This window comes from Citrobacter sp. MGH106, from assembly GCF_001037495.1.
Taxonomy (GTDB): Bacteria; Pseudomonadota; Gammaproteobacteria; order Enterobacterales; family Enterobacteriaceae; genus Citrobacter; species Citrobacter murliniae.
Genome location: NZ_KQ089822.1, coordinates 1,543,645 through 1,560,479, shown reverse-complemented (window position 1 = coordinate 1,560,479; position 16,835 = coordinate 1,543,645). Strand labels below are relative to the sequence as shown.

The following is a 16,835-nucleotide window of genomic DNA, read 5'->3' as shown; positions in this document are numbered from 1 at the left end:
CATTACCCCCTGAATCCCGGCGGGATCTGAGTGTCAGGTTGTGAAACGCCAAAGCCAGCCTGTCGACGTGTACCTGCCGATGGTGAGGAAGATTTGGCGCGTGATGTTTTCAGGCTGGAAGCAAAAGTCTGTTCCCACTGGATGTGATGTTTAACTTTCCCTTCGCATTTCCAGTAGTCCCGGAACTGCTGTAATTCGACGGCGGTATACCCTGGTAGATCCCCAAGATTTATTCCCCACTGCGCAGCCTGGCGTACAAAGTCATCACCAGGTGTCCAGTCATCTGTAATCGGAAATTTGCCTATGGGAGGTAAAAAGCCACCTGGCGCGTATAACTCTCTCTCTTGGTTTTCTTTTAGATCTGTATCTGTATCTGGATCTTTATTAGTTGGGTTTCCGTTGGCGTTCTGTTTCAACGGCAGCTCAACACCCGTTGAACACCCGTTGTTATTTTGTTGGTTATTCGCTCCTTTTTTAGCTTTTCTCGCCTGAGCGGATGCTTTTCCAGCTGCTGACTTTTGGCTGATTGAGTTTTTAACCGCCTCCAGATCACGCTCTATACGCTCCTGTACCCATTCGGTACCGTTATCGTTAAAAAACTCTTTCAACGAAGGTTCAACGGCATCCCAACGGTCGTTACTCAGCCGTGCAATTTTCGATAGTCGGTTTTTGGGGATTGGGCGACCTGTTTGCCAATAATTGAACATCAGTAGCAGGTATGCGCCATGCTCTTCTGTAGACAGATGCATGGTGTCCGCCAGGTAATCAGCAATGTAAAGTTGCATGTAAGGCAGAGCTGCCATGGTTACTCCCTTGTCCGGTTTCCCGGCGCGTAATGGTTATTGCTCAAAACTCGATTAAAACAATTGCGGCGCTACGGCGCTTAAACTCGCCAGTAGTGGTCCCGCCGCATCAGCTGGTAACATGTTGAACAAAGCGATTGCTGCTTCACGAATTTCCTTCTCCAGTTTCTGTAACGGAGCGCCGATTAATTTCGCCTGATGTGCCTCACTGCATTCTTTGATAGCGTTGGCCACCAGCTCCGCTTCTGTGCTCGCATTACTTAACCCGTGCTTCCTGGCAATCTGAACTGGCATAGCAGCAATGATTGAACCTGACAGCTGCATAACGTAAGCCGTATACTTTTCTGACCCTCCTTCGTTTTTCAGATATCGGAATAAATTCTGTTTATTAACAGCAATTCCGCGACCATCTGCTTTGGCCCACTCTTCAGCCACCAGCTGAGCGATCCGCTCCTGTGCCTGTCCTGGTAATGTCGATTCCCATTCACGAACAGCTGCCAATATGACGCGGTGCTGAATGCTGTCGCGGCGCTGGGGTTTAAAATGATTTTGCGTTTTCAACGGAACAGCTAAGCGTTGGCTATGATGTTGATATGTTACTGATTGCATGATTAAGCCTCCTTTTGAGGTAAACCATCAGTGGGATTTGGATAAAGGTCCGGTCGCAACTCGTGTGGTGTAATTTGCCAATTGAGAGCTTTGGATACGCGAACAACAAGCTCGCCGGGTACCTTTTTCTTGAACCATCCATTAACTGTTTGAGCTCGCCGATTTAGACGGCGCCCCAGTTCTGCCTGACTGCATATGGCTAACATTTTCTTTTGTGTTGTGAGCTTCATTGATTTATCTCGAGTAGTGAACGTGAAACGAGTAAATCAAATTATTTCGATATCGTCAAATTATATCGATAGGTTGAGCTACAGATAAAATCTGTATAATCGGATGTATGTTTTTGAGCGGGCTAGGAATATGAACTTCGGAAAGCGATTACAAAAAGCCATCCATGATCTTGGAATATCTCAATCGGAACTTGCACGCAGACTGGGAGTAAAAGCCCAGTCAGTAAATGGCTGGTGTAACTCTAATATACTTCCAAGAGCTGACATTCTAGATAGGCTACAGTCCGCTACAGGCTATCCACTCTATTGGTTTTTTCTTGAAGAAACTGAAGCTGACACTATTCCTGCCATAACATCAGAAAAAAAACGTCAACCTCAGTCGGCCCAGGAACAAAAGCTATTGGAGCAATTTGAGCTTTTGCCCACTGACGATGAGAGAGAAAAGATAGTTAAGTTGATCGAACTGCGACTGCAAGAGCTTGATGATGTAGCTACTGCTTACCTAAAAAAACGAAAGATAATCCCCAGTAACGAGTAGCCCCTCCACTCCTGTACCCTTCATAAAGCACGCGAAATCAATCCGATAAACTGATCGGTGAGTTGTTCACACGCATTGATATCGATTTAATTTGACATATATCGATTCAATCGATAATACTATTCCCAACACAAAGACAGTCATCGAGGCAGGACGCCCACGAAGTAGCTGCCGGCGGCATACGAATCACCGGATGAGATGACAAGTATTAACACGCAGCAGGTTCAACGTTCCGCCAGCCTGGCGACAAGGGCAACGCAAGAGGATAAATCCATGATCGATTTCGCACGTAAACCAGTGCGGTGTCAGGCCGTACATCTAAATCGCATTGAAGTAATCATTCGACTGATTTGCTACATGCTCGCCCAGAAGGGCGACCCGTCTGCCGACCAACAGACTGCAGTTCGTTCATAACGAGTTTGACCAATGGCTGTTGCCAGCCTCATGCCCGGTGCACAGGGCATTGTGATGGTAATACCACCATCGTAACCAAACAGGAGACGAAGACCTGTTCTGGTTAAATTGGAAAAGTGTTCTTTGCCCGTCCCGTGGCGGGCTTTTTTCCGGAGGTTTTTATGTCAGCTAACGATCTGGCATTGCGCTTCAGCAGCGCACCAGCTGAGGCATTAATCGGCGTTTTGCCTGTTCTGGAAGTTAAAGAAGCATTACGTGAAGAAGTTGAAAGTGATGTGATGGATGAAGTCTGGACAGAGCACAACTTTGAAATAGAAGCGATGGGCGAACAAGTTGATGAAACAGCCAGGCTCGCTCGTAAATTTGAATGTGCGGCTGAAGCTCTTGGAACGGCGATCAAACTTGCTCTGACTCTCCCACACAATGAGGCAATGCAGGTTCTGAGTGATGCCTTGAACGATAACCCTGGATACGGTCGCGAACCGGCAAAGGATGCGTGATGGAGTTTGGAATGAAACGTGTGGTGGCTTCAGTTCAGGCCGTTGCCATCCTCAACAGGATTTACAACGGCAGTCCGGTTTCCATCGCATCAATCAGCAAGGAATCAAAGCTGTCTGTGTCTTACCTCGAGCAGATTTTCTCGAAGCTGCGCAGCAGTGAAATTGTTACCAGTCAGCGTGGCGCCGGTGGCGGGTACCATCTTAGCAAAGCAAACCCCAGTGTGGCTGACGTTGTTCGCGCCGTTACTCACACGCCTGATTCATTTGAACCCGTGCTGAATGCTCTGGAGTGGGTCCCCGTCGCAAAGCTGGCGCAGGGAAAATCCCCTACCCCATAAAGCACAAAACCCGCGCAAGGCGGGTTAAGTACCCGGTCAGCCGACCAAAGCTTTCCGGAACGAGTTTTGACCAATAACCACTACCTTAGGCGGCGATCATCAGCTGCCGGGTATCTTACAATCCTATGGAGCCCGAACGCAATGTTAACGTATGCGTATCTTATTAAAGCCAAAGCGAAAGCAACTGAGGCAAAAAACCTGTTTTGCTGGTTCTCTGCGAAATCAGATTCCCGTGCAGAACGCGAAATCCTCAATATTCTCGAAGATAACGATATTGCCGTCGGTCGTGGCGCCGACTATCAATTACCTGTCCGCACCAACTGGTTTGTTGTTGACGATCTTCCTGAGGAAAGCACACTTGATGACACATGGTGCGATCGTTACGAACTGGCAGAAGACCAGCAAACGTGGCAACTGAAACAGAAGCCGGATAATGAAAATCTGGAGGCTTCCAGCCAGCAAAAACCTGAAACCTCCAGTGCCAATGTACCCACCAGCGATGCGCCAGCATTGCTCCGCCCCATATCTCGCCTGCGCCTGTCTCAGCGGCTGATTGCGCACCTGTTAAATGACGGTGAAGAGAAGGAAATCAGTGAAGCGCGGCACGTCCAGATCGGACAAATGGAACTGGACGAAAATGATCTCTATATACAAAACCTGTTACTGGCCGTTGCAAATGTGCCAGCGGCGAAAGAGCTTTCTGCTCATGTCGAGTGGAACCTGGCAAACGCAATAAAAGAAGTCTTCGACCGTGAGCAGGTCTATACCATTGCTTCATTTGAGGAATTTATTACCGAATGGATTGCGGAACCGAAAGCGCGGACTCAAACCGTGCAGGAGTGGGTTAACGATAAGAAAGCACGAATTGTGGGTGATGAGCCCACCGTTCCACCTGTAACGCCAGAACTCATTACCGTTGCGACTCTCCCGCTACGCCAGCGCCTTTTGGCTCAGTTTATTTCTGATGAATATGCTTACCATATTGATACTGAACAGAAGAAAACCATTCAGGAACTTGAGCTGGATGTGGATAACAGCTACGTGCAAAATCTGCTGCTTGCCGCCGAGAATGTAGAACCATTCAAGAAAGCGCCAGAGATCGATATCTGGAAAATTGTCAGCGCGCTAAAAACTATTTTCCCGGTTGATGGTAAACGAGTGGATCTGTCTACCGTAATTCAGTTCTTTAAGGCCTGGTTCAACACTGAACACATTGACCGTGGGCTGCTGGTTAAAGAGTGGTGTAAAGGCAATCGCGTGTCGCAGATTCAGCGCACTGACTCCGGAACCAACGCTGGCGGCGGCAATGGGACCGATCGCAACCCGGAACTTGTCCACACGCTGGACACTCTGGACATTGATATTGCGCTGGCCACACTTCCAATGGATTTCAACATCTACGATATTCCTGGTGGCGTTTTCCGTCGTGCAAAAGAGATCATTTCTAAAAACGAAAGCCCGTTCAAAGAGTGGTCCGCCGCCCTGCGCAAACGCGCTGGCATTCTGGATTATTCCCGCGCCGCTATTTTCGCGCTTATTCGTAGTGCAGAAGAAAACACTCACCATTTCCCGGAACTGCTGAGCCGTTACATCAACAAAAACCTGACTGAAACCGACCACCAGCACCCAACTGAAGAAACCCTGGCGGCAGCCGGTCACGTACCAGAAAAAAGCTGGGAAAACGAGATTAAAGAGAAGTCCACAGCTGAACAGAAGGCAATAACCGAGCAACCAGAAATCGCCAACATGGGCAACGGTGTTTTCTCCATTGATGGCCTGATGGGTAACCAGCCGGCGCCAGCGCTTTCTGTCGCAGACCAGGTACGCCAGCGCGCCGTCGAAGAAAAATTACATCAAGCCAATACCGAGGAAACCACCAGCGATGTGCAGATGGAAAAAACTGACAACAGCGAAATCAAAGCTAATCCTGAAGTGTCTCAGAGCGAAACAGCAGTTTTGCCAGTTAAAAGCGCTGATGCAACTGGTGACGCGTCAGCTTCCCTGAATAATGAACCCGTTCACCATATTGATACGGATACCCTGAACGCTTTTTATACTCACCTGATGGTTGATATGGAAACTATGGGCAACAGTCCTGATGCCCCAATAGTCTCTATTGGCGCTGTATTTTTTGATCCTTCAACTGGTAACACTGGTGCCGAGTTTTACCAGGTTGTCAGTCTGGAGTCATCGATGTCGTTTGGCATGAAACCGGATGCCTCTACAATTCAGTGGTGGCTGAAACAATCATCTGAAGCCCGCTCTGCCATTCTTGTTGATGAAGCCATGGGGCTGCTTGAGACTCTCGAACTTCTGGCTGACTTTATTGCTGAAAATGCTGCTAACGGTAGTCACACCATTCAGATGTGGGGTAATGGATGCTCGTTTGATAACGTCATTCTTCGCCGCGCATACGCGTTAACAGATACCCCCTTCGCTGTTCCGTTCTGGAATGACAGGGACGTAAGGACCATGGTCGAGCTGGGTAAATCTGTCGGTATCAATCCACGCTTCGACATCCCGTTTGAAGGCGAAATGCACAATGCGCTTTCTGACGCCCGGCATCAGGTCAAATACGTCTCTGCAATCTGGCAACGCCTGACTGCAAACTGATTTTCTAATTTCACAATTTACGGATCCTGCCTGGTATGTTTCTACAGGCAGGCCATCAGAGAGATGAGCTATGCACGAACTTACACTGTCTCCTCAGGAAATTGCAGAAATTACTGGCTATCAGCGCTACACCCACCAGCAGCGACAGCTGCGGTGTCACGGCATACCGTTCACCACTGATGGGCGGAACCGCCCAATTGTATTGCGCAGAAGTATTGATCCCGGAGTTTCTGAATTACCTAAGGTCGATGAATATGTTGCACTTGAGCCAAATTACGACGCAATCAATGGGCAGACCAAGAAAAGATCCTAAAGACAAGCACCTCCCGCCACGCGTAACTAAAAACCGTTATAGCTATGTGTGGAAGCCAAAAGGAACAAAACAAAGCGTAACTCTTGCACCTATTACCGGGACGAGTATGTCCCGGCTATGGGCGCGTTATGAGGAAGAAAAAGCCAAGCGCTCAGACGTAATGACATTTTCTAAATTATGGAAGTTATTCACCAGCAGCCCAGCTTTTGCTGAACTGGCTCCACGAACGCAGACTGATTACAGGTCGTATGAAAAAAACCTGGTTCTAGTGTTCGGGAATATGCGAGCAGATGACATAAAAATTGAGATGGTCAGGATCTATATGGATAAACGTGGCCAACGCAGTATTAACCAGGCAAACCAAGAACTCGGCGGGATGTCGCGTGTTTTCTCATGGGGATATGAACGAGGGTATGTGAAAGGAAATCCGTGCAAAGGAGTACGCAAGTTCTCTTTAAAAGCCCGTGACGTGTACGTGACAGACGAAGAATATCAGGCAATTTATGAAGAGGCGGCACCAGCTCTCCGGGTTGGCATGGAGATATCTTACTTATGTGCGGCTCGCGTTTCGGATGTTCTTTCTCTCAAATGGTCGCAAGTAAGCGAGGAAGGCATTTTTATCCAGCAGGGAAAGACCGGGACTAAACAAATAAAAGTCTGGACTGAACGGCTTCATAACGCCATCGAACTTGCAAAAACTCTGGGTGGGCGGGAAACGGTTATCTGTAGCAGCAAAAAAACTAAATACTCGAAAAGTGGGTTTAACGATCTGTGGGAAACCGCAAGGGAAGCAGCAGGAAAAAAACTAGATAGAAAACTGCCGTGTACTTTTCATGATCTCAAAGCCAAGGGGATATCTGATTACGAAGGCTCGAGTAAGGACAAACAACTATTCTCAGGTCACAAAACTGAAAGCCAGGTTGTGGTTTATGACAGAAAAGTGAAAATTTCTCCCACATTGGATCTTCCAGTCTTGGGCAAATCAGAAGATGATGATGGCGAGTTTTATACCAAGTGAATATACCAACACTATACCAAGTGTGACATGAGTCGTTGAAAGGAATTGAGCTAAGTGTTTGAATAGTGGCGGAGAGAGGGGGATTTGAACCCCCGGTAGAGTTGCCCCTACTCCGGTTTTCGAGACCGGTCCATTCAGCCGCTCTGGCATCTCTCCGTTCTGGCGGTTGCCATGATGCCAGGTAATTTGGCATTTTAACAGACCCAGTTCCGTCAATTTCGTTCAAGTGACGAGTTTGCGAGCAAAACGATGATTAAGTGGCCCTGGAAAGAACAAGAAACAATCCGTAATGATGAGTGGCCCTGGGATGATGCCCTGGCAATTCCTCTTCTGGTGAATCTCACTGAACAAGAACAAGCCAGACTGATCGCCCTGGCCGAACGCTTTTTACAACAAAAAAGGTTAGTTGCCCTTCAGGGATTTGAACTGGACCCACTGAAAAGTGCGCGTATAGCTTTGCTTTTCTGTTTGCCCATACTGGAATTGGGTATTGAGTGGCTTGATGGTTTTCACGAAGTGCTCATCTACCCTGCCCCATTTGTCGTGGATGACGAGTGGGAAGATGATATTGGGCTGGTGCATAATCAACGCGTAGTTCAGTCCGGACAGAGTTGGCAGCAAGGTCCGATCATCCTGAACTGGCTCGATATCCAGGATTCCTTCGATGCCTCCGGCTTTAATCTGATTATCCATGAAGTGGCGCATAAACTTGATATGCGTAATGGTGATCGCGCCAGCGGCGTCCCGGCAATCCCTTTGCGAGAAATTGCAAACTGGGAACACGATCTGCATGCGGCAATGAACAACATTCAGGACGAAATCGATCTGGTGGGTGAAACCGCATGCAGTATAGATGCATATGCTGCGACCGATCCTGCCGAATGTTTTGCCGTATTATCCGAGTATTTTTTCAGCGCTCCCGAATTGTTTGCACCGCGTTTTCCCGCATTATGGCAGAGGTTCTTCCAGTTCTATCGGCAAAACCCAATGCTACGGTTGCGCGATAGCCGGGAAGATGACGATTATCGCTCATCGAATGTGCATTAATACTACGTTTTGAGGATTAATTAACCAATTGATATGGCGTGCTAATTTTACTGTTGACACGATATAGTGAGGTCAGTAATATGCGCCTCGTTCACACGATTCCTCTGTAGTTCAGTCGGTAGAACGGCGGACTGTTAATCCGTATGTCACTGGTTCGAGTCCAGTCAGAGGAGCCAAATTTAGAAAAGCCCGCTTTTTAGCGGGCTTTTTGCTTTAGATCTGATAATCAATCATCACTTCATCTGGCTCCATAGCCTGTCGTTTGATCTCATCCACCGATAAGCCCGCATTACATAACTCAATGAATCGCCAGACGTAATTACGCTGTAATTGACCTCGTTTCAGGCCAAGCCAGACGGTATTCGCATCAAATAAATGCCGGGTATCCAGACGGATCAACGTGCCCTCTTCCTGCTCACCGCTGGATTGCTCCGCCACCAGTCCAATCCCCAGTCCCAATGCCACATAGGTTTTAATCACATCCGAGTCCTGAGCGCTAAGGATAATATCGGGCACCAGTCCTTTACGCGCAAATGCCTCATCAATGCGGGAACGTCCCGTAATTCCTTGTCGATATGTAATTAGTGGCCAGTGAGCAATAGACTCTAACGTCAATGGAGAAGCCTGAACTAACGGATGATCATGAGGAACAAGCAGGCTGTGATGCCAACGGAACCAGGGAAAGGCCACCAGCAGTGGATCGCTACTTAACCGTTCGCTGGCAATCCCGATATCTGCCCCGCCATTTCGCAATAGCACGTCAATTTCTTGCGGCGTCCCCTGTACTAACTCAAGACGGACTTCAGGAAAGAGTTCGCGAAATGCCTTAATCACCGCCGGCAGGCTGTAGCGAGCCTGTGTGTGCGTGGTAGCAATCGTCAGAACACCGGACGTGTCATTTGTAAACAAATCCGCCAGTCGGCGAACATTACTGGCTTCATTAAGAATACGTTCGGCGATAACCAGCAATGCTTTGCCCGGCTCAGTCATGCCCAGCAGGCGTTTACCGCGCCGGATAAATATTTCAATACCGAGTTCATCTTCAAGCTCGCGAATATGCCGGCTTACGCCCGACTGCGAGGTATAAAGAATGTTCGCGACTTCCGTCAGGTTGTAATCCTGACGGGCCGCCTCGCGGATAATTTTAAGTTGCTGGAAATTCACGCTTCGCTCCGGGTACATCAGACATTACTCTATTGTTAAAGTCTGACGCCCGGCATAACAAATAATAAAAACCTGCATCTTATTCCTGTCGGGAATAAGGTTTAACTGACCAGCTGCAATTCGCGGTTTTCCAGCGCCGGACGGCTGACCAGTGATAACAGAATTTCTTTTACCGCTTGTGCCTGCGGCGACAAACTCCCTCTGGCCGATACATTCAGCGATAATGGCAAGCTCATCGACGGCGTTGTAATCCGGGCCATCCAGCCATTTGCGGCATTACATAATGAACGAGCGGCCGACTCAGGCAAAACAGTCACCCCCATACCGCTTGCAATAGCTGCAGTTAATGTGGAGATGGACTCGATTTCCCCGATTACTTTGGCCGTTAAGCGACGTAGCGAAAAGGCTTCGTCCACACGTAAACGTACCGCACTATAATCTCGCGGAAGAAACAGATTCATTTGAGCTACTGCGATTAAATCAACACTTTGACCCGGACAGTCACGCGTGCCAACAAGGAAAAGATCTTCTTTTAGCAATGGTTGACTGGAAATCCCAGCCACCGGCGAACGCTCATAGAGCACAGCCATATCAAGTTGACCACTGAGCAGTTTGTCGTTGAGCACTGCGCCACTGTTTTCATGCAGGTAAACCAAAACATCCGGCAGCTCGGCACGTACAGTTTGTAATAACGGCATCGTTATTGAGGATGCGGCAGTTCCAGGTGCGAGCCCAATAGACACCTGCCCGCTCAACGTCTGCCCGACATTATTGACCGCGAGCTGCGCCTGTTCACACTGACGCAAGATAGTCCGGGCGTGAGTATAAAGAACCTTTCCGGCCTCAGTTGGCGTCACGCCGCGCTTGGTACGAATCAACAATTGCTGATCCAGTTCACCTTCCAGCGTAGCAACCTGCTGACTCAGCGCAGGTTGCGCAATGTGCAACACCTCCGCGGCCTGGGTCAGGCTACCAATATCGACGATTTTTACGAAGTATTTCAGTCGTCTGAAGTTCATTTTGCCTCCTGTCGGAATACCAGAACCCGTGCTGGCAGTCATATTTATCAGGTTGCAAGATGCTTGCCAGTTTCGCCTGGCTGCGGTTAATCGCGCTAACCACCCGAAAAATAAGGGCCGATGGTGAATAATAACTATTCTCGATGCTTTGCGCAGTTTTCTGCCTGCCCCAACACGGGTAGGCGCGCACCAGAATGGAGCAAAAACATAAAAAGATTGAAAGATCGTCGCTTTGTTGATTTTGTCAGCAAACAAACACACATTTGCATTTACCCCTTTGACAACCCCTACGACCCTCGCTAATATGCGCCTCGTTCACACGATTCCTCTGTAGTTCAGTCGGTAGAACGGCGGACTGTTAATCCGTATGTCACTGGTTCGAGTCCAGTCAGAGGAGCCAAATTTAAGAAGCCTGCTCAGGAAACTAAGCAGGCTTTTTGCTTTTTTACTGCCATTAAAAACCTCATTCCTTAAGCACCCTTCCCAACAGTTTTTCACCTGCCGGATGCCACATCACACCAATGATTAAAGTTGTGTAAATGTAAATCGTTTCAACTTTGCAATTATTGTAAGTGCTAGTGATTATCATTTATTGTACGACTGCCGAAAGGACGAGCGCTCGCTCGTTCACTGAACGTTCCAATTACTCTGGGATATAAACGATGAATGCTCTGCCTCGCACTGGACTGCGCCGTATCACGCTTGCATCAGCCCTGGTACTCTCCGTTAGCCTGCCGGCTTTCGCCCAGGATACGTTAACACTCTATACCACCCGCGAACCGGGTCTGATTCAGCCCCTGCTTGATAGCTGGACGCAATCCAGCGGTATAAAAGTAAGCACCGTTTATATCAAGGATGGCATGCTTGAGCGTGTAAAAGCAGAAGGTAAAAACTCCCCTGCAGATCTGCTGATGACCGTCGATGCCGGAAATCTCATCGATTTAGTTGAAGCTGGCGTGACACAACCTGTGCAGTCCGAAACGTTGAAGACTGCAATCCCGGCCAATCTGCGAGGTGAAGATAACCAGTGGTTTGCGCTTTCTATGCGAGCACGCGTACTTTACGCTGAGAAGTCTCTGCCAATTGATAACTGGCATTACGAACAACTCGCAAGCCCTGAATACAAAGGTAAAGTGTGTATCCGTTCCGGACAGCACCCGTATAACACGGCGCTGATTGCCGCCATGATTGCGCATCACGGTGAAGCCAAAACAGAAGAGTGGCTACGCGGTGTGAAAGCTAACCTGGCACGTAAAGCCACCGGCGGCGACCGTGACGTAGCTCGCGATATCCTCGGTGGTATTTGTGATATTGGCCTGGCTAACTCCTATTACGTCGGCCATATGAAAAATGCCAAACAAGGCAGCGATGCCCGTCAGTGGGGCGATGCGATTAAAGTCGTTAAGCCAACCTTTGAAAATGGTGGCACGCACGTCAATATCAGCGGTGCAGCCGTAGCCCGCTATGCACCTAATAAAGCAGATGCTATTAAACTGATGGAATACCTGGTTTCCGCACCCGCTCAGCAGCAATACGCGAAAGCAAACTTTGAGTATCCGGTACTAAAAGGCGTTACGCTCGATCCGGTTATTAGTGCCACTATCGGTGAAATCGACGTAGATAAAATTCCGTTAACCGAAATCGTGAAGTACCGTAAGCAAGCTAGCCTCCTGGTAGATAAAGTTGGATTCGATCAATAAATCGCTACAGTTTCCGACGTTACGCGGCCTGGTTTCCGGGCCGCAGTCATTATTAACACCATTGCATCTTAGCGCGTTATGCATTGCGCTAGGTGTCCTGACACCCATAGTTGCGCTTATCTGGCAGGCTACACAGGCTGATTTATCTCACTGGGATAATCTCATCGCGTTTGTATTGCCCTCAGCATTAAAAAACACAGTACTTCTGCTGGCGGGAGTCGCTGTGATGGTGGGCGTGATTGGCGTTGGTAGCGCGTGGGCCGTAACGGCGTGGGACTTCCCAGGTCGCAAAATTCTCAGTTGGGCACTGTTGTTGCCACTGGCGATGCCGACTTATATCGTCGCCTTCGCCTGGCTCGATTTACTGCATCCAATCGGCCCACTGCAAACATTCATCCGTTTTTTACTGGGCTTTGACAGCCCACGACAGTTCCGCCTGCCAGATCTACGTTCACTTTCTGGTGCCATTATTTTGCTCGGTTTAGTACTTTACCCTTACGTTTATCTGACGACCCGGGCCATGTTCATCAGCCAGCCCGCCCATTTACTGGAAGCAGCCCGTACGCTTGGGTGCAGCGCAACCGGGACTTTCTTTCGCGTAGCTCTGCCAATGGCGCGTCCGGCGCTGGCAGTCGGTGTCAGTCTGGCACTTCTGGAAACGCTTAACGATATTGGCGCGTCGGAGTTTCTCGGGGTACAAACATTAACGGTCACTGTGTACACCACATGGATCTCCCGTTCTGATTTATCCGCTGCTGCACAAATCGCCTGCATGATGCTGATGTTTATCTTCTTCATTCTGACGCTGGAGTTTTATGGTCGCAGAAAGCAAGGATTCAGCAGCCGCAGCCTGCGAGAAATTCAACCCACACGCGTGCACGGCTGGCGGGGATGGCTCCTCGGCTCAGTGATTGCGCTGCCAGTTATTTTGGGATTCCTTGCCCCGGTACTGTTTTTAATGTGGGAGAGCGTCAAACGTTTAGGTGAAAAGAACCCGCTTTCCGCCTCGTTGCTCTCCGCATTGCAAAATACACTATTGCTGGCGGCGGGAACCACGCTGGTAGTGGTTTGCGTCAGTTTACTGGTGGCCTGGAGCGCGCGTCATAGTGCCGCAGACAACGCCATGCCAGGCTTTCGTCGCGGCGTGATGCGTCTGGCCTCTTTGGGCTATGCGGTGCCCGGCACTATTCTGGCAATTGGTTTTCTGCCGCCGGCTATGGCGGTAGACCGCTGGCTGGCCGATATACTGGATATTCGTGGTTTGCCGCTCATGTCTGCCGGTATCCTGCTGATTATTTGCTGTGCGATGCGCTTTCAGGCGATCGCCATCGGAGCGCTGGATTCCGGACTGGGTCGTATCCCCCCGTCCCTTGAACAGGCTTCGCGTTTGCTGGGTGAAAATGGCGCAGGTACATTTGCACGAGTCCATTTACCGCTACTACGACCAGCAATAGTAAGCAGTGCATTGCTGGTCTTTGCCGATGCGATGAAAGAGCTGCCCACGACTCTACTTTTACGCCCTGTCAATTTCGAAACGCTGGCAACGCTACTGTATGCAGAAGCCGCTCGCGGAACCTATGAAGAAGGGGCAATTGCCGCGCTGATGATTGTTTTAGCAGGCACGTTACCGGTTATTTTACTGGTGCGTCACCAGATGACACGCCGTGGTTAAGAGAGTACCAATGTCAGAAATTGCATTACGACTCCAGGATGTGCATGTTGCATATGGCAACAGTCAGCAACCGGTGCTGAGCGGATTTTCTATGTCTGTGCGCAAAGGCGAAATCGCCTGTCTGCTGGGCGCTTCAGGCTGTGGGAAAACCACGGTACTTCGTGCTGTTGCCGGGTTTGAACGCCTGCAACGCGGAGATATTTATGTTTCTCAGAGGCACGTTGCCGGCCCTGGCGTACATCTGCCGCCGGAAAAACGGCATGTCGGCATGGTTTTTCAGGAATATGCATTATTCCCTCATTTGACGGCACAACAAAACGTGGCATTTGGCTTACGACGTATGCCGCATGAAGAACAGCAGGCCAGAGTGGCAGATCTGTTAAACATGGTGGAATTGCATAGCCATGCCAGCCGTTATCCCCATGAGCTTTCAGGTGGGCAGCAACAGCGTATTGCACTGGCTCGCGCACTGGCGCCACATCCTGAAATCCTGCTGCTGGATGAACCCTTTTCCAGTCTTGATAAGCGAACCCGTGAACGTCTGGGGGGTGAGGTTCGGGATATTTTGCGTGCAGCCGGACAAACAGCGCTGCTGGTTACGCACAGTGAACATGAAGCCCGGTTGATGGCAGACCATATCGGTTTCGTAAAAATGGGGCAGTATCACATTAAACAAGCGGCCAGTCTTACTTGATCACGAAAAACAGGCCGCCTGTTACTCATTAATATTTATGAATCAGGCCGATATTCACTGGCATCCCGGAGCGTCGTTCAAGTGTTGCATTCGCGCGATTAACATCCACATCACTGCCTGTGATAAAACTACGCAATGCAGACGTTACCGGTAGTGGGATCTTTTTATCTGACTCATATTCAGCGCGATTTCGGGACAATGGCTCATGAACCTCAACCCAGCGGCTACCGTCTGGCTCTGCGCTATATTTCACCGGTCTGTCGATAAGTTGAACGCGCGTTCCAACCGGAACGGTATCAAAAAGGTATTTGATATCGTCATTACGCAGACGGATACAGCCCTGGCTCACCCGCAGCCCAATACCAAAATTGGCATTTGTTCCATGAATGGCATATAGCCTGCCGATATAAATGGCATACAACCCCATCGGATTATCTGGCCCGGCCGGAACAAAAGCAGGTAAGCTCTCCCCACGAGCGGCATATTCTCGCCGGGTATTCGCCGTTGGCGTCCAGCCCGGTGCTTCCTGCTTCCGCTCTACTGCTGTCACCCAGTTACGTGGCGTTTCTCTCCCCGCCTGACCGATGCCGATCGGCAAAACCTCAACTGTATTTGTGCCCTGAGGGTAATAGTAAAGGCGCATTTCTGCGACATTGATGACAATTCCCTCACGTACGGTATCTGGCAAAATAATCTGCTGCGGTACAACCAGCGTTGAACCCGATTTAGGCAAATAGACATCCACGCCCGGGTTGGCCTCAAGCATATTGCTTAGCCCTTGCCCGTACTGCGCAGCAAATGCCTCCAGCGGCTGAGTATTTCCTTGCGGAACCGTAATTGTCAAAGGACTTCCCACCAGACGACTTCCCTCGGGTGGCAGCGGATAGCTTACAGCCTGTGTTCCCTGACTCGCGAACAGCATGATAAGCGAACATAGCAGTTTTACACGACGCATCATTGTCCTTTCCTTCGTCGCAACAGATATCCGTTAATTATAGCTTTTTTATCTGTTTTTCGGATTTACGACGTACACCATAAGAAAGAAACCCCGCCATTCAGCGGGGCACGGAGGACTACGCTTCCTTGCCGTCTGGTAGCACAATATTGCTGGCAGCTAAATGCCCCATATTGCTGTACATCGCACAGGCGGCTTCGACAATCGGCATCGCCAGCGCGGCACCACTTCCTTCACCTAAACGCATCCCCATGTTGAGATACGGCTCCAGTTCCAGATGTGCCAACGCGGTCCTGGCTCCCTTCTCGGCAGAGAAGTGTGAAGGGATCAAATATGGCTTAATCTCAGGCGCTATCCGGCAGGCGGCAAGTGCAGCTGAATAAGAGAGGAACCCATCCAGCAGCACCGGCAGACCGCAGGAGGCAGCACCTAACATCACGCCTGCCATACCGACAAGATCAAAGCCGCCGACTTTTGCCAGCACATCGATACCATCACTGGGGTCAGGTTGGTTGACGGCAATTGCCCGGCGGACAACCGCCACCTTATTACCAACGCGGGAAAGTGGAAGGTTAGCGCCAATACCAACCACATCCTCAGCATCGCTACCGGTCAACACGCTGACAATCGCTGCTGCGGGCGTAGTGTTTGCCATACCAAGCTCACCAACGCCAAACAGTGTCACGCCCTCATCCGCCAGTTCACGGATATAGCGGATGACTTCCAGCAGCAGTTCTTCAGCCTGAGAGCGGCTCATAGCCGGACCTTCAGCAATATTGCCGCAACCACGCGCCACACGCATATTGACTACGCCGGGGATAAGATCAGCGTCAATCCCCACATCAATCACATGAACCTTTGCACCCGCCTGAGCCGCCAGCACGCAGACCCCGGTTGTCCCGCGCGTCATATTTGCCGCCTGAATAGCCGTGACCACTTTGGGTGAAACAGCAACGCCCTCATCCCATACGCCGTGATCGGCACACATCACCAGCATCGCTTTTCCCCCGACATGCGGCACACCCTTAAGGCCCGGCATACCAGCCAGTTGCACGGCAAGAGATTCAAGTCGACCAAGACTACCCGGTGGTTTGAGTAATCCGTCAATATGCTTCTGCGCACTCAACATCGCAGCACTATCGGGTGAAGGGATCGCCTGGAGTAAAGAGGATAAAGTCTGCATAAGGGTTCTCAATGTGTAGGCTGAC

17 protein-coding genes, 3 tRNA genes and 1 pseudogene are annotated in these 16,835 nt (G+C 49.9%); 13 read left to right on the top strand and 8 right to left on the bottom strand.

Going from position 1 to position 16,835, the window contains the following annotated elements:
* Positions 1 to 2 precede the first annotated feature (2 nt).
* From SK36_RS07295 to SK36_RS07285, 3 genes are read right to left on the bottom strand one after another with little or no spacing between them, the layout of a single operon-like run.
* Positions 3 to 803: a DUF1376 domain-containing protein gene (locus SK36_RS07295; protein WP_048221168.1), complete on the bottom strand. Its 801-nt coding sequence runs from the start codon at positions 801 to 803 to the stop codon at positions 3 to 5.
* 54 nt (positions 804 to 857) lie between these two features.
* Positions 858 to 1,412: a toxin YdaT family protein gene (locus tag SK36_RS07290; RefSeq protein ID WP_047357953.1), complete on the bottom strand. Its 555-nt coding sequence runs from the start codon at positions 1,410 to 1,412 to the stop codon at positions 858 to 860.
* Positions 1,413 to 1,414: 2 nt separating this feature from the next.
* The gene (locus tag SK36_RS07285) at positions 1,415 to 1,642 is read right to left on the bottom strand and encodes a transcriptional regulator (RefSeq protein WP_047357952.1); all 228 of its coding nucleotides are present in this window, start codon (positions 1,640 to 1,642) and stop codon (positions 1,415 to 1,417) included.
* 130 nt (positions 1,643 to 1,772) lie between these two features.
* Here SK36_RS07285 and SK36_RS07280 point away from each other — a divergent pair, with 130 nt between their 5' ends.
* The 7 genes and pseudogenes from SK36_RS07280 (at position 1,773) to SK36_RS07255 (ending at position 7,376) form a co-directional block, all read left to right on the top strand.
* Positions 1,773 to 2,180: a helix-turn-helix domain-containing protein gene (locus tag SK36_RS07280; RefSeq protein WP_047358007.1), complete on the top strand. Its 408-nt coding sequence runs from the start codon at positions 1,773 to 1,775 to the stop codon at positions 2,178 to 2,180.
* 273 nt (positions 2,181 to 2,453) lie between these two features.
* A pseudogene (locus tag SK36_RS07275) lies at positions 2,454 to 2,594 on the top strand (hypothetical protein); the annotation flags it as partial.
* A gap of 161 nt (positions 2,595 to 2,755) precedes the next feature.
* A complete protein-coding gene (locus tag SK36_RS07270; protein ID WP_136345438.1) occupies positions 2,756 to 3,094 on the top strand; it encodes a hypothetical protein in 339 nt (112 codons plus the stop codon).
* 11 nt (positions 3,095 to 3,105) lie between these two features.
* Positions 3,106 to 3,432 carry an RrF2 family transcriptional regulator gene (locus SK36_RS07265; protein WP_048222630.1) on the top strand — a complete coding sequence of 109 codons (327 nt, stop codon included), beginning with the start codon at positions 3,106 to 3,108 and terminating at the stop codon, positions 3,430 to 3,432.
* A 141-nt stretch (positions 3,433 to 3,573) separates the two neighbouring features.
* A complete protein-coding gene (locus tag SK36_RS07260; RefSeq protein WP_048221166.1) occupies positions 3,574 to 6,045 on the top strand; it encodes a 3'-5' exonuclease in 2,472 nt (823 codons plus the stop codon).
* 70 nt (positions 6,046 to 6,115) lie between these two features.
* Positions 6,116 to 6,358, top strand: a complete 243-nt coding sequence (locus tag SK36_RS23455; RefSeq protein WP_071667664.1) for a DUF4224 domain-containing protein — start codon at positions 6,116 to 6,118, stop codon at positions 6,356 to 6,358.
* Positions 6,333 to 7,376 (top strand): tyrosine-type recombinase/integrase, encoded by a 1,044-nt coding sequence (locus tag SK36_RS07255; RefSeq protein ID WP_048222627.1) that lies wholly within the window; start codon positions 6,333 to 6,335, stop codon positions 7,374 to 7,376. Before SK36_RS23455 ends, SK36_RS07255 begins: the two co-directional genes overlap by 26 nt.
* Positions 7,377 to 7,442: 66 nt before the next feature.
* Here SK36_RS07255 and SK36_RS07250 read toward each other — a convergent pair.
* Positions 7,443 to 7,532, bottom strand: a tRNA-Ser gene (locus tag SK36_RS07250).
* Positions 7,533 to 7,625: 93 nt separating this feature from the next.
* On the opposite strand from SK36_RS07250, the gene mtfA reads away from it, so the two are divergent.
* A complete protein-coding gene (gene mtfA / locus SK36_RS07245; protein ID WP_048221165.1) occupies positions 7,626 to 8,423 on the top strand; it encodes a DgsA anti-repressor MtfA in 798 nt (265 codons plus the stop codon).
* A gap of 100 nt (positions 8,424 to 8,523) precedes the next feature.
* Positions 8,524 to 8,599, top strand: a tRNA-Asn gene (locus SK36_RS07240).
* A 37-nt stretch (positions 8,600 to 8,636) separates the two neighbouring features.
* Here the strand turns inward: SK36_RS07240 and cbl are convergent.
* A complete protein-coding gene (cbl, locus tag SK36_RS07235; RefSeq protein ID WP_048221164.1) occupies positions 8,637 to 9,587 on the bottom strand; it encodes an HTH-type transcriptional regulator Cbl in 951 nt (316 codons plus the stop codon).
* Positions 9,588 to 9,688: 101 nt separating this feature from the next.
* On the bottom strand, positions 9,689 to 10,606 hold the full coding sequence (gene nac, locus SK36_RS07230; RefSeq protein ID WP_045444396.1) for a nitrogen assimilation transcriptional regulator NAC: 918 nt from the start codon (positions 10,604 to 10,606) through the stop codon (positions 9,689 to 9,691).
* Between the two features lie 324 nt (positions 10,607 to 10,930).
* On the opposite strand from nac, the gene SK36_RS07225 reads away from it, so the two are divergent.
* The 4 genes from SK36_RS07225 to SK36_RS07210 all read left to right on the top strand — a co-directional run bounded on the left by SK36_RS07225 (position 10,931) and on the right by SK36_RS07210 (position 14,672).
* Positions 10,931 to 11,006: transfer RNA gene (locus SK36_RS07225), tRNA-Asn, on the top strand.
* A 262-nt stretch (positions 11,007 to 11,268) separates the two neighbouring features.
* On the top strand, positions 11,269 to 12,306 hold the full coding sequence (locus SK36_RS07220) for an extracellular solute-binding protein (protein WP_048221163.1): 1,038 nt from the start codon (positions 11,269 to 11,271) through the stop codon (positions 12,304 to 12,306).
* Complete coding sequence (locus SK36_RS07215) at positions 12,290 to 13,978, top strand: ABC transporter permease (RefSeq protein WP_045444400.1); 1,689 nt, start codon at positions 12,290 to 12,292, stop codon at positions 13,976 to 13,978. Before SK36_RS07220 ends, SK36_RS07215 begins: the two co-directional genes overlap by 17 nt.
* A 10-nt stretch (positions 13,979 to 13,988) precedes the next feature.
* Positions 13,989 to 14,672: an ABC transporter ATP-binding protein gene (locus tag SK36_RS07210; protein ID WP_048221162.1), complete on the top strand. Its 684-nt coding sequence runs from the start codon at positions 13,989 to 13,991 to the stop codon at positions 14,670 to 14,672.
* 28 nt (positions 14,673 to 14,700) lie between these two features.
* On the opposite strand, the gene ldtA is transcribed toward SK36_RS07210, so the two are convergent.
* Both ldtA and cobT read right to left on the bottom strand, forming a co-directional pair.
* Positions 14,701 to 15,627, bottom strand: coding sequence for a L,D-transpeptidase (gene ldtA / locus SK36_RS07205; RefSeq protein ID WP_048222626.1), 927 nt, complete (start codon positions 15,625 to 15,627; stop codon positions 14,701 to 14,703).
* A gap of 118 nt (positions 15,628 to 15,745) precedes the next feature.
* Complete coding sequence (gene cobT, locus SK36_RS07200) at positions 15,746 to 16,810, bottom strand: nicotinate-nucleotide--dimethylbenzimidazole phosphoribosyltransferase (RefSeq protein ID WP_048221161.1); 1,065 nt, start codon at positions 16,808 to 16,810, stop codon at positions 15,746 to 15,748.
* Between the last annotated feature and the right edge of the window lie 25 nt (positions 16,811 to 16,835).

Coding starts and splice junctions, on each gene's coding strand:
- SK36_RS07295 (WP_048221168.1), bottom strand. CDS start 803: ATGGCAGCTCTGCCTTACATGCAACTTTACATTGCTGATTACCTGGCG.
- SK36_RS07290 (WP_047357953.1), bottom strand. CDS start 1,412: ATGCAATCAGTAACATATCAACATCATAGCCAACGCTTAGCTGTTCCG.
- SK36_RS07285 (WP_047357952.1), bottom strand. CDS start 1,642: ATGAAGCTCACAACACAAAAGAAAATGTTAGCCATATGCAGTCAGGCA.
- SK36_RS07280 (WP_047358007.1), top strand. CDS start 1,773: ATGAACTTCGGAAAGCGATTACAAAAAGCCATCCATGATCTTGGAATA.
- SK36_RS07270 (WP_136345438.1), top strand. CDS start 2,756: ATGTCAGCTAACGATCTGGCATTGCGCTTCAGCAGCGCACCAGCTGAG.
- SK36_RS07265 (WP_048222630.1), top strand. CDS start 3,106: ATGAAACGTGTGGTGGCTTCAGTTCAGGCCGTTGCCATCCTCAACAGG.
- SK36_RS07260 (WP_048221166.1), top strand. CDS start 3,574: ATGTTAACGTATGCGTATCTTATTAAAGCCAAAGCGAAAGCAACTGAG.
- SK36_RS23455 (WP_071667664.1), top strand. CDS start 6,116: ATGCACGAACTTACACTGTCTCCTCAGGAAATTGCAGAAATTACTGGC.
- SK36_RS07255 (WP_048222627.1), top strand. CDS start 6,333: ATGGGCAGACCAAGAAAAGATCCTAAAGACAAGCACCTCCCGCCACGC.
- mtfA (WP_048221165.1), top strand. CDS start 7,626: ATGATTAAGTGGCCCTGGAAAGAACAAGAAACAATCCGTAATGATGAG.
- nac (WP_045444396.1), bottom strand. CDS start 10,606: ATGAACTTCAGACGACTGAAATACTTCGTAAAAATCGTCGATATTGGT.
- SK36_RS07220 (WP_048221163.1), top strand. CDS start 11,269: ATGAATGCTCTGCCTCGCACTGGACTGCGCCGTATCACGCTTGCATCA.
- SK36_RS07210 (WP_048221162.1), top strand. CDS start 13,989: ATGTCAGAAATTGCATTACGACTCCAGGATGTGCATGTTGCATATGGC.
- ldtA (WP_048222626.1), bottom strand. CDS start 15,627: ATGCGTCGTGTAAAACTGCTATGTTCGCTTATCATGCTGTTCGCGAGT.
- cobT (WP_048221161.1), bottom strand. CDS start 16,810: ATGCAGACTTTATCCTCTTTACTCCAGGCGATCCCTTCACCCGATAGT.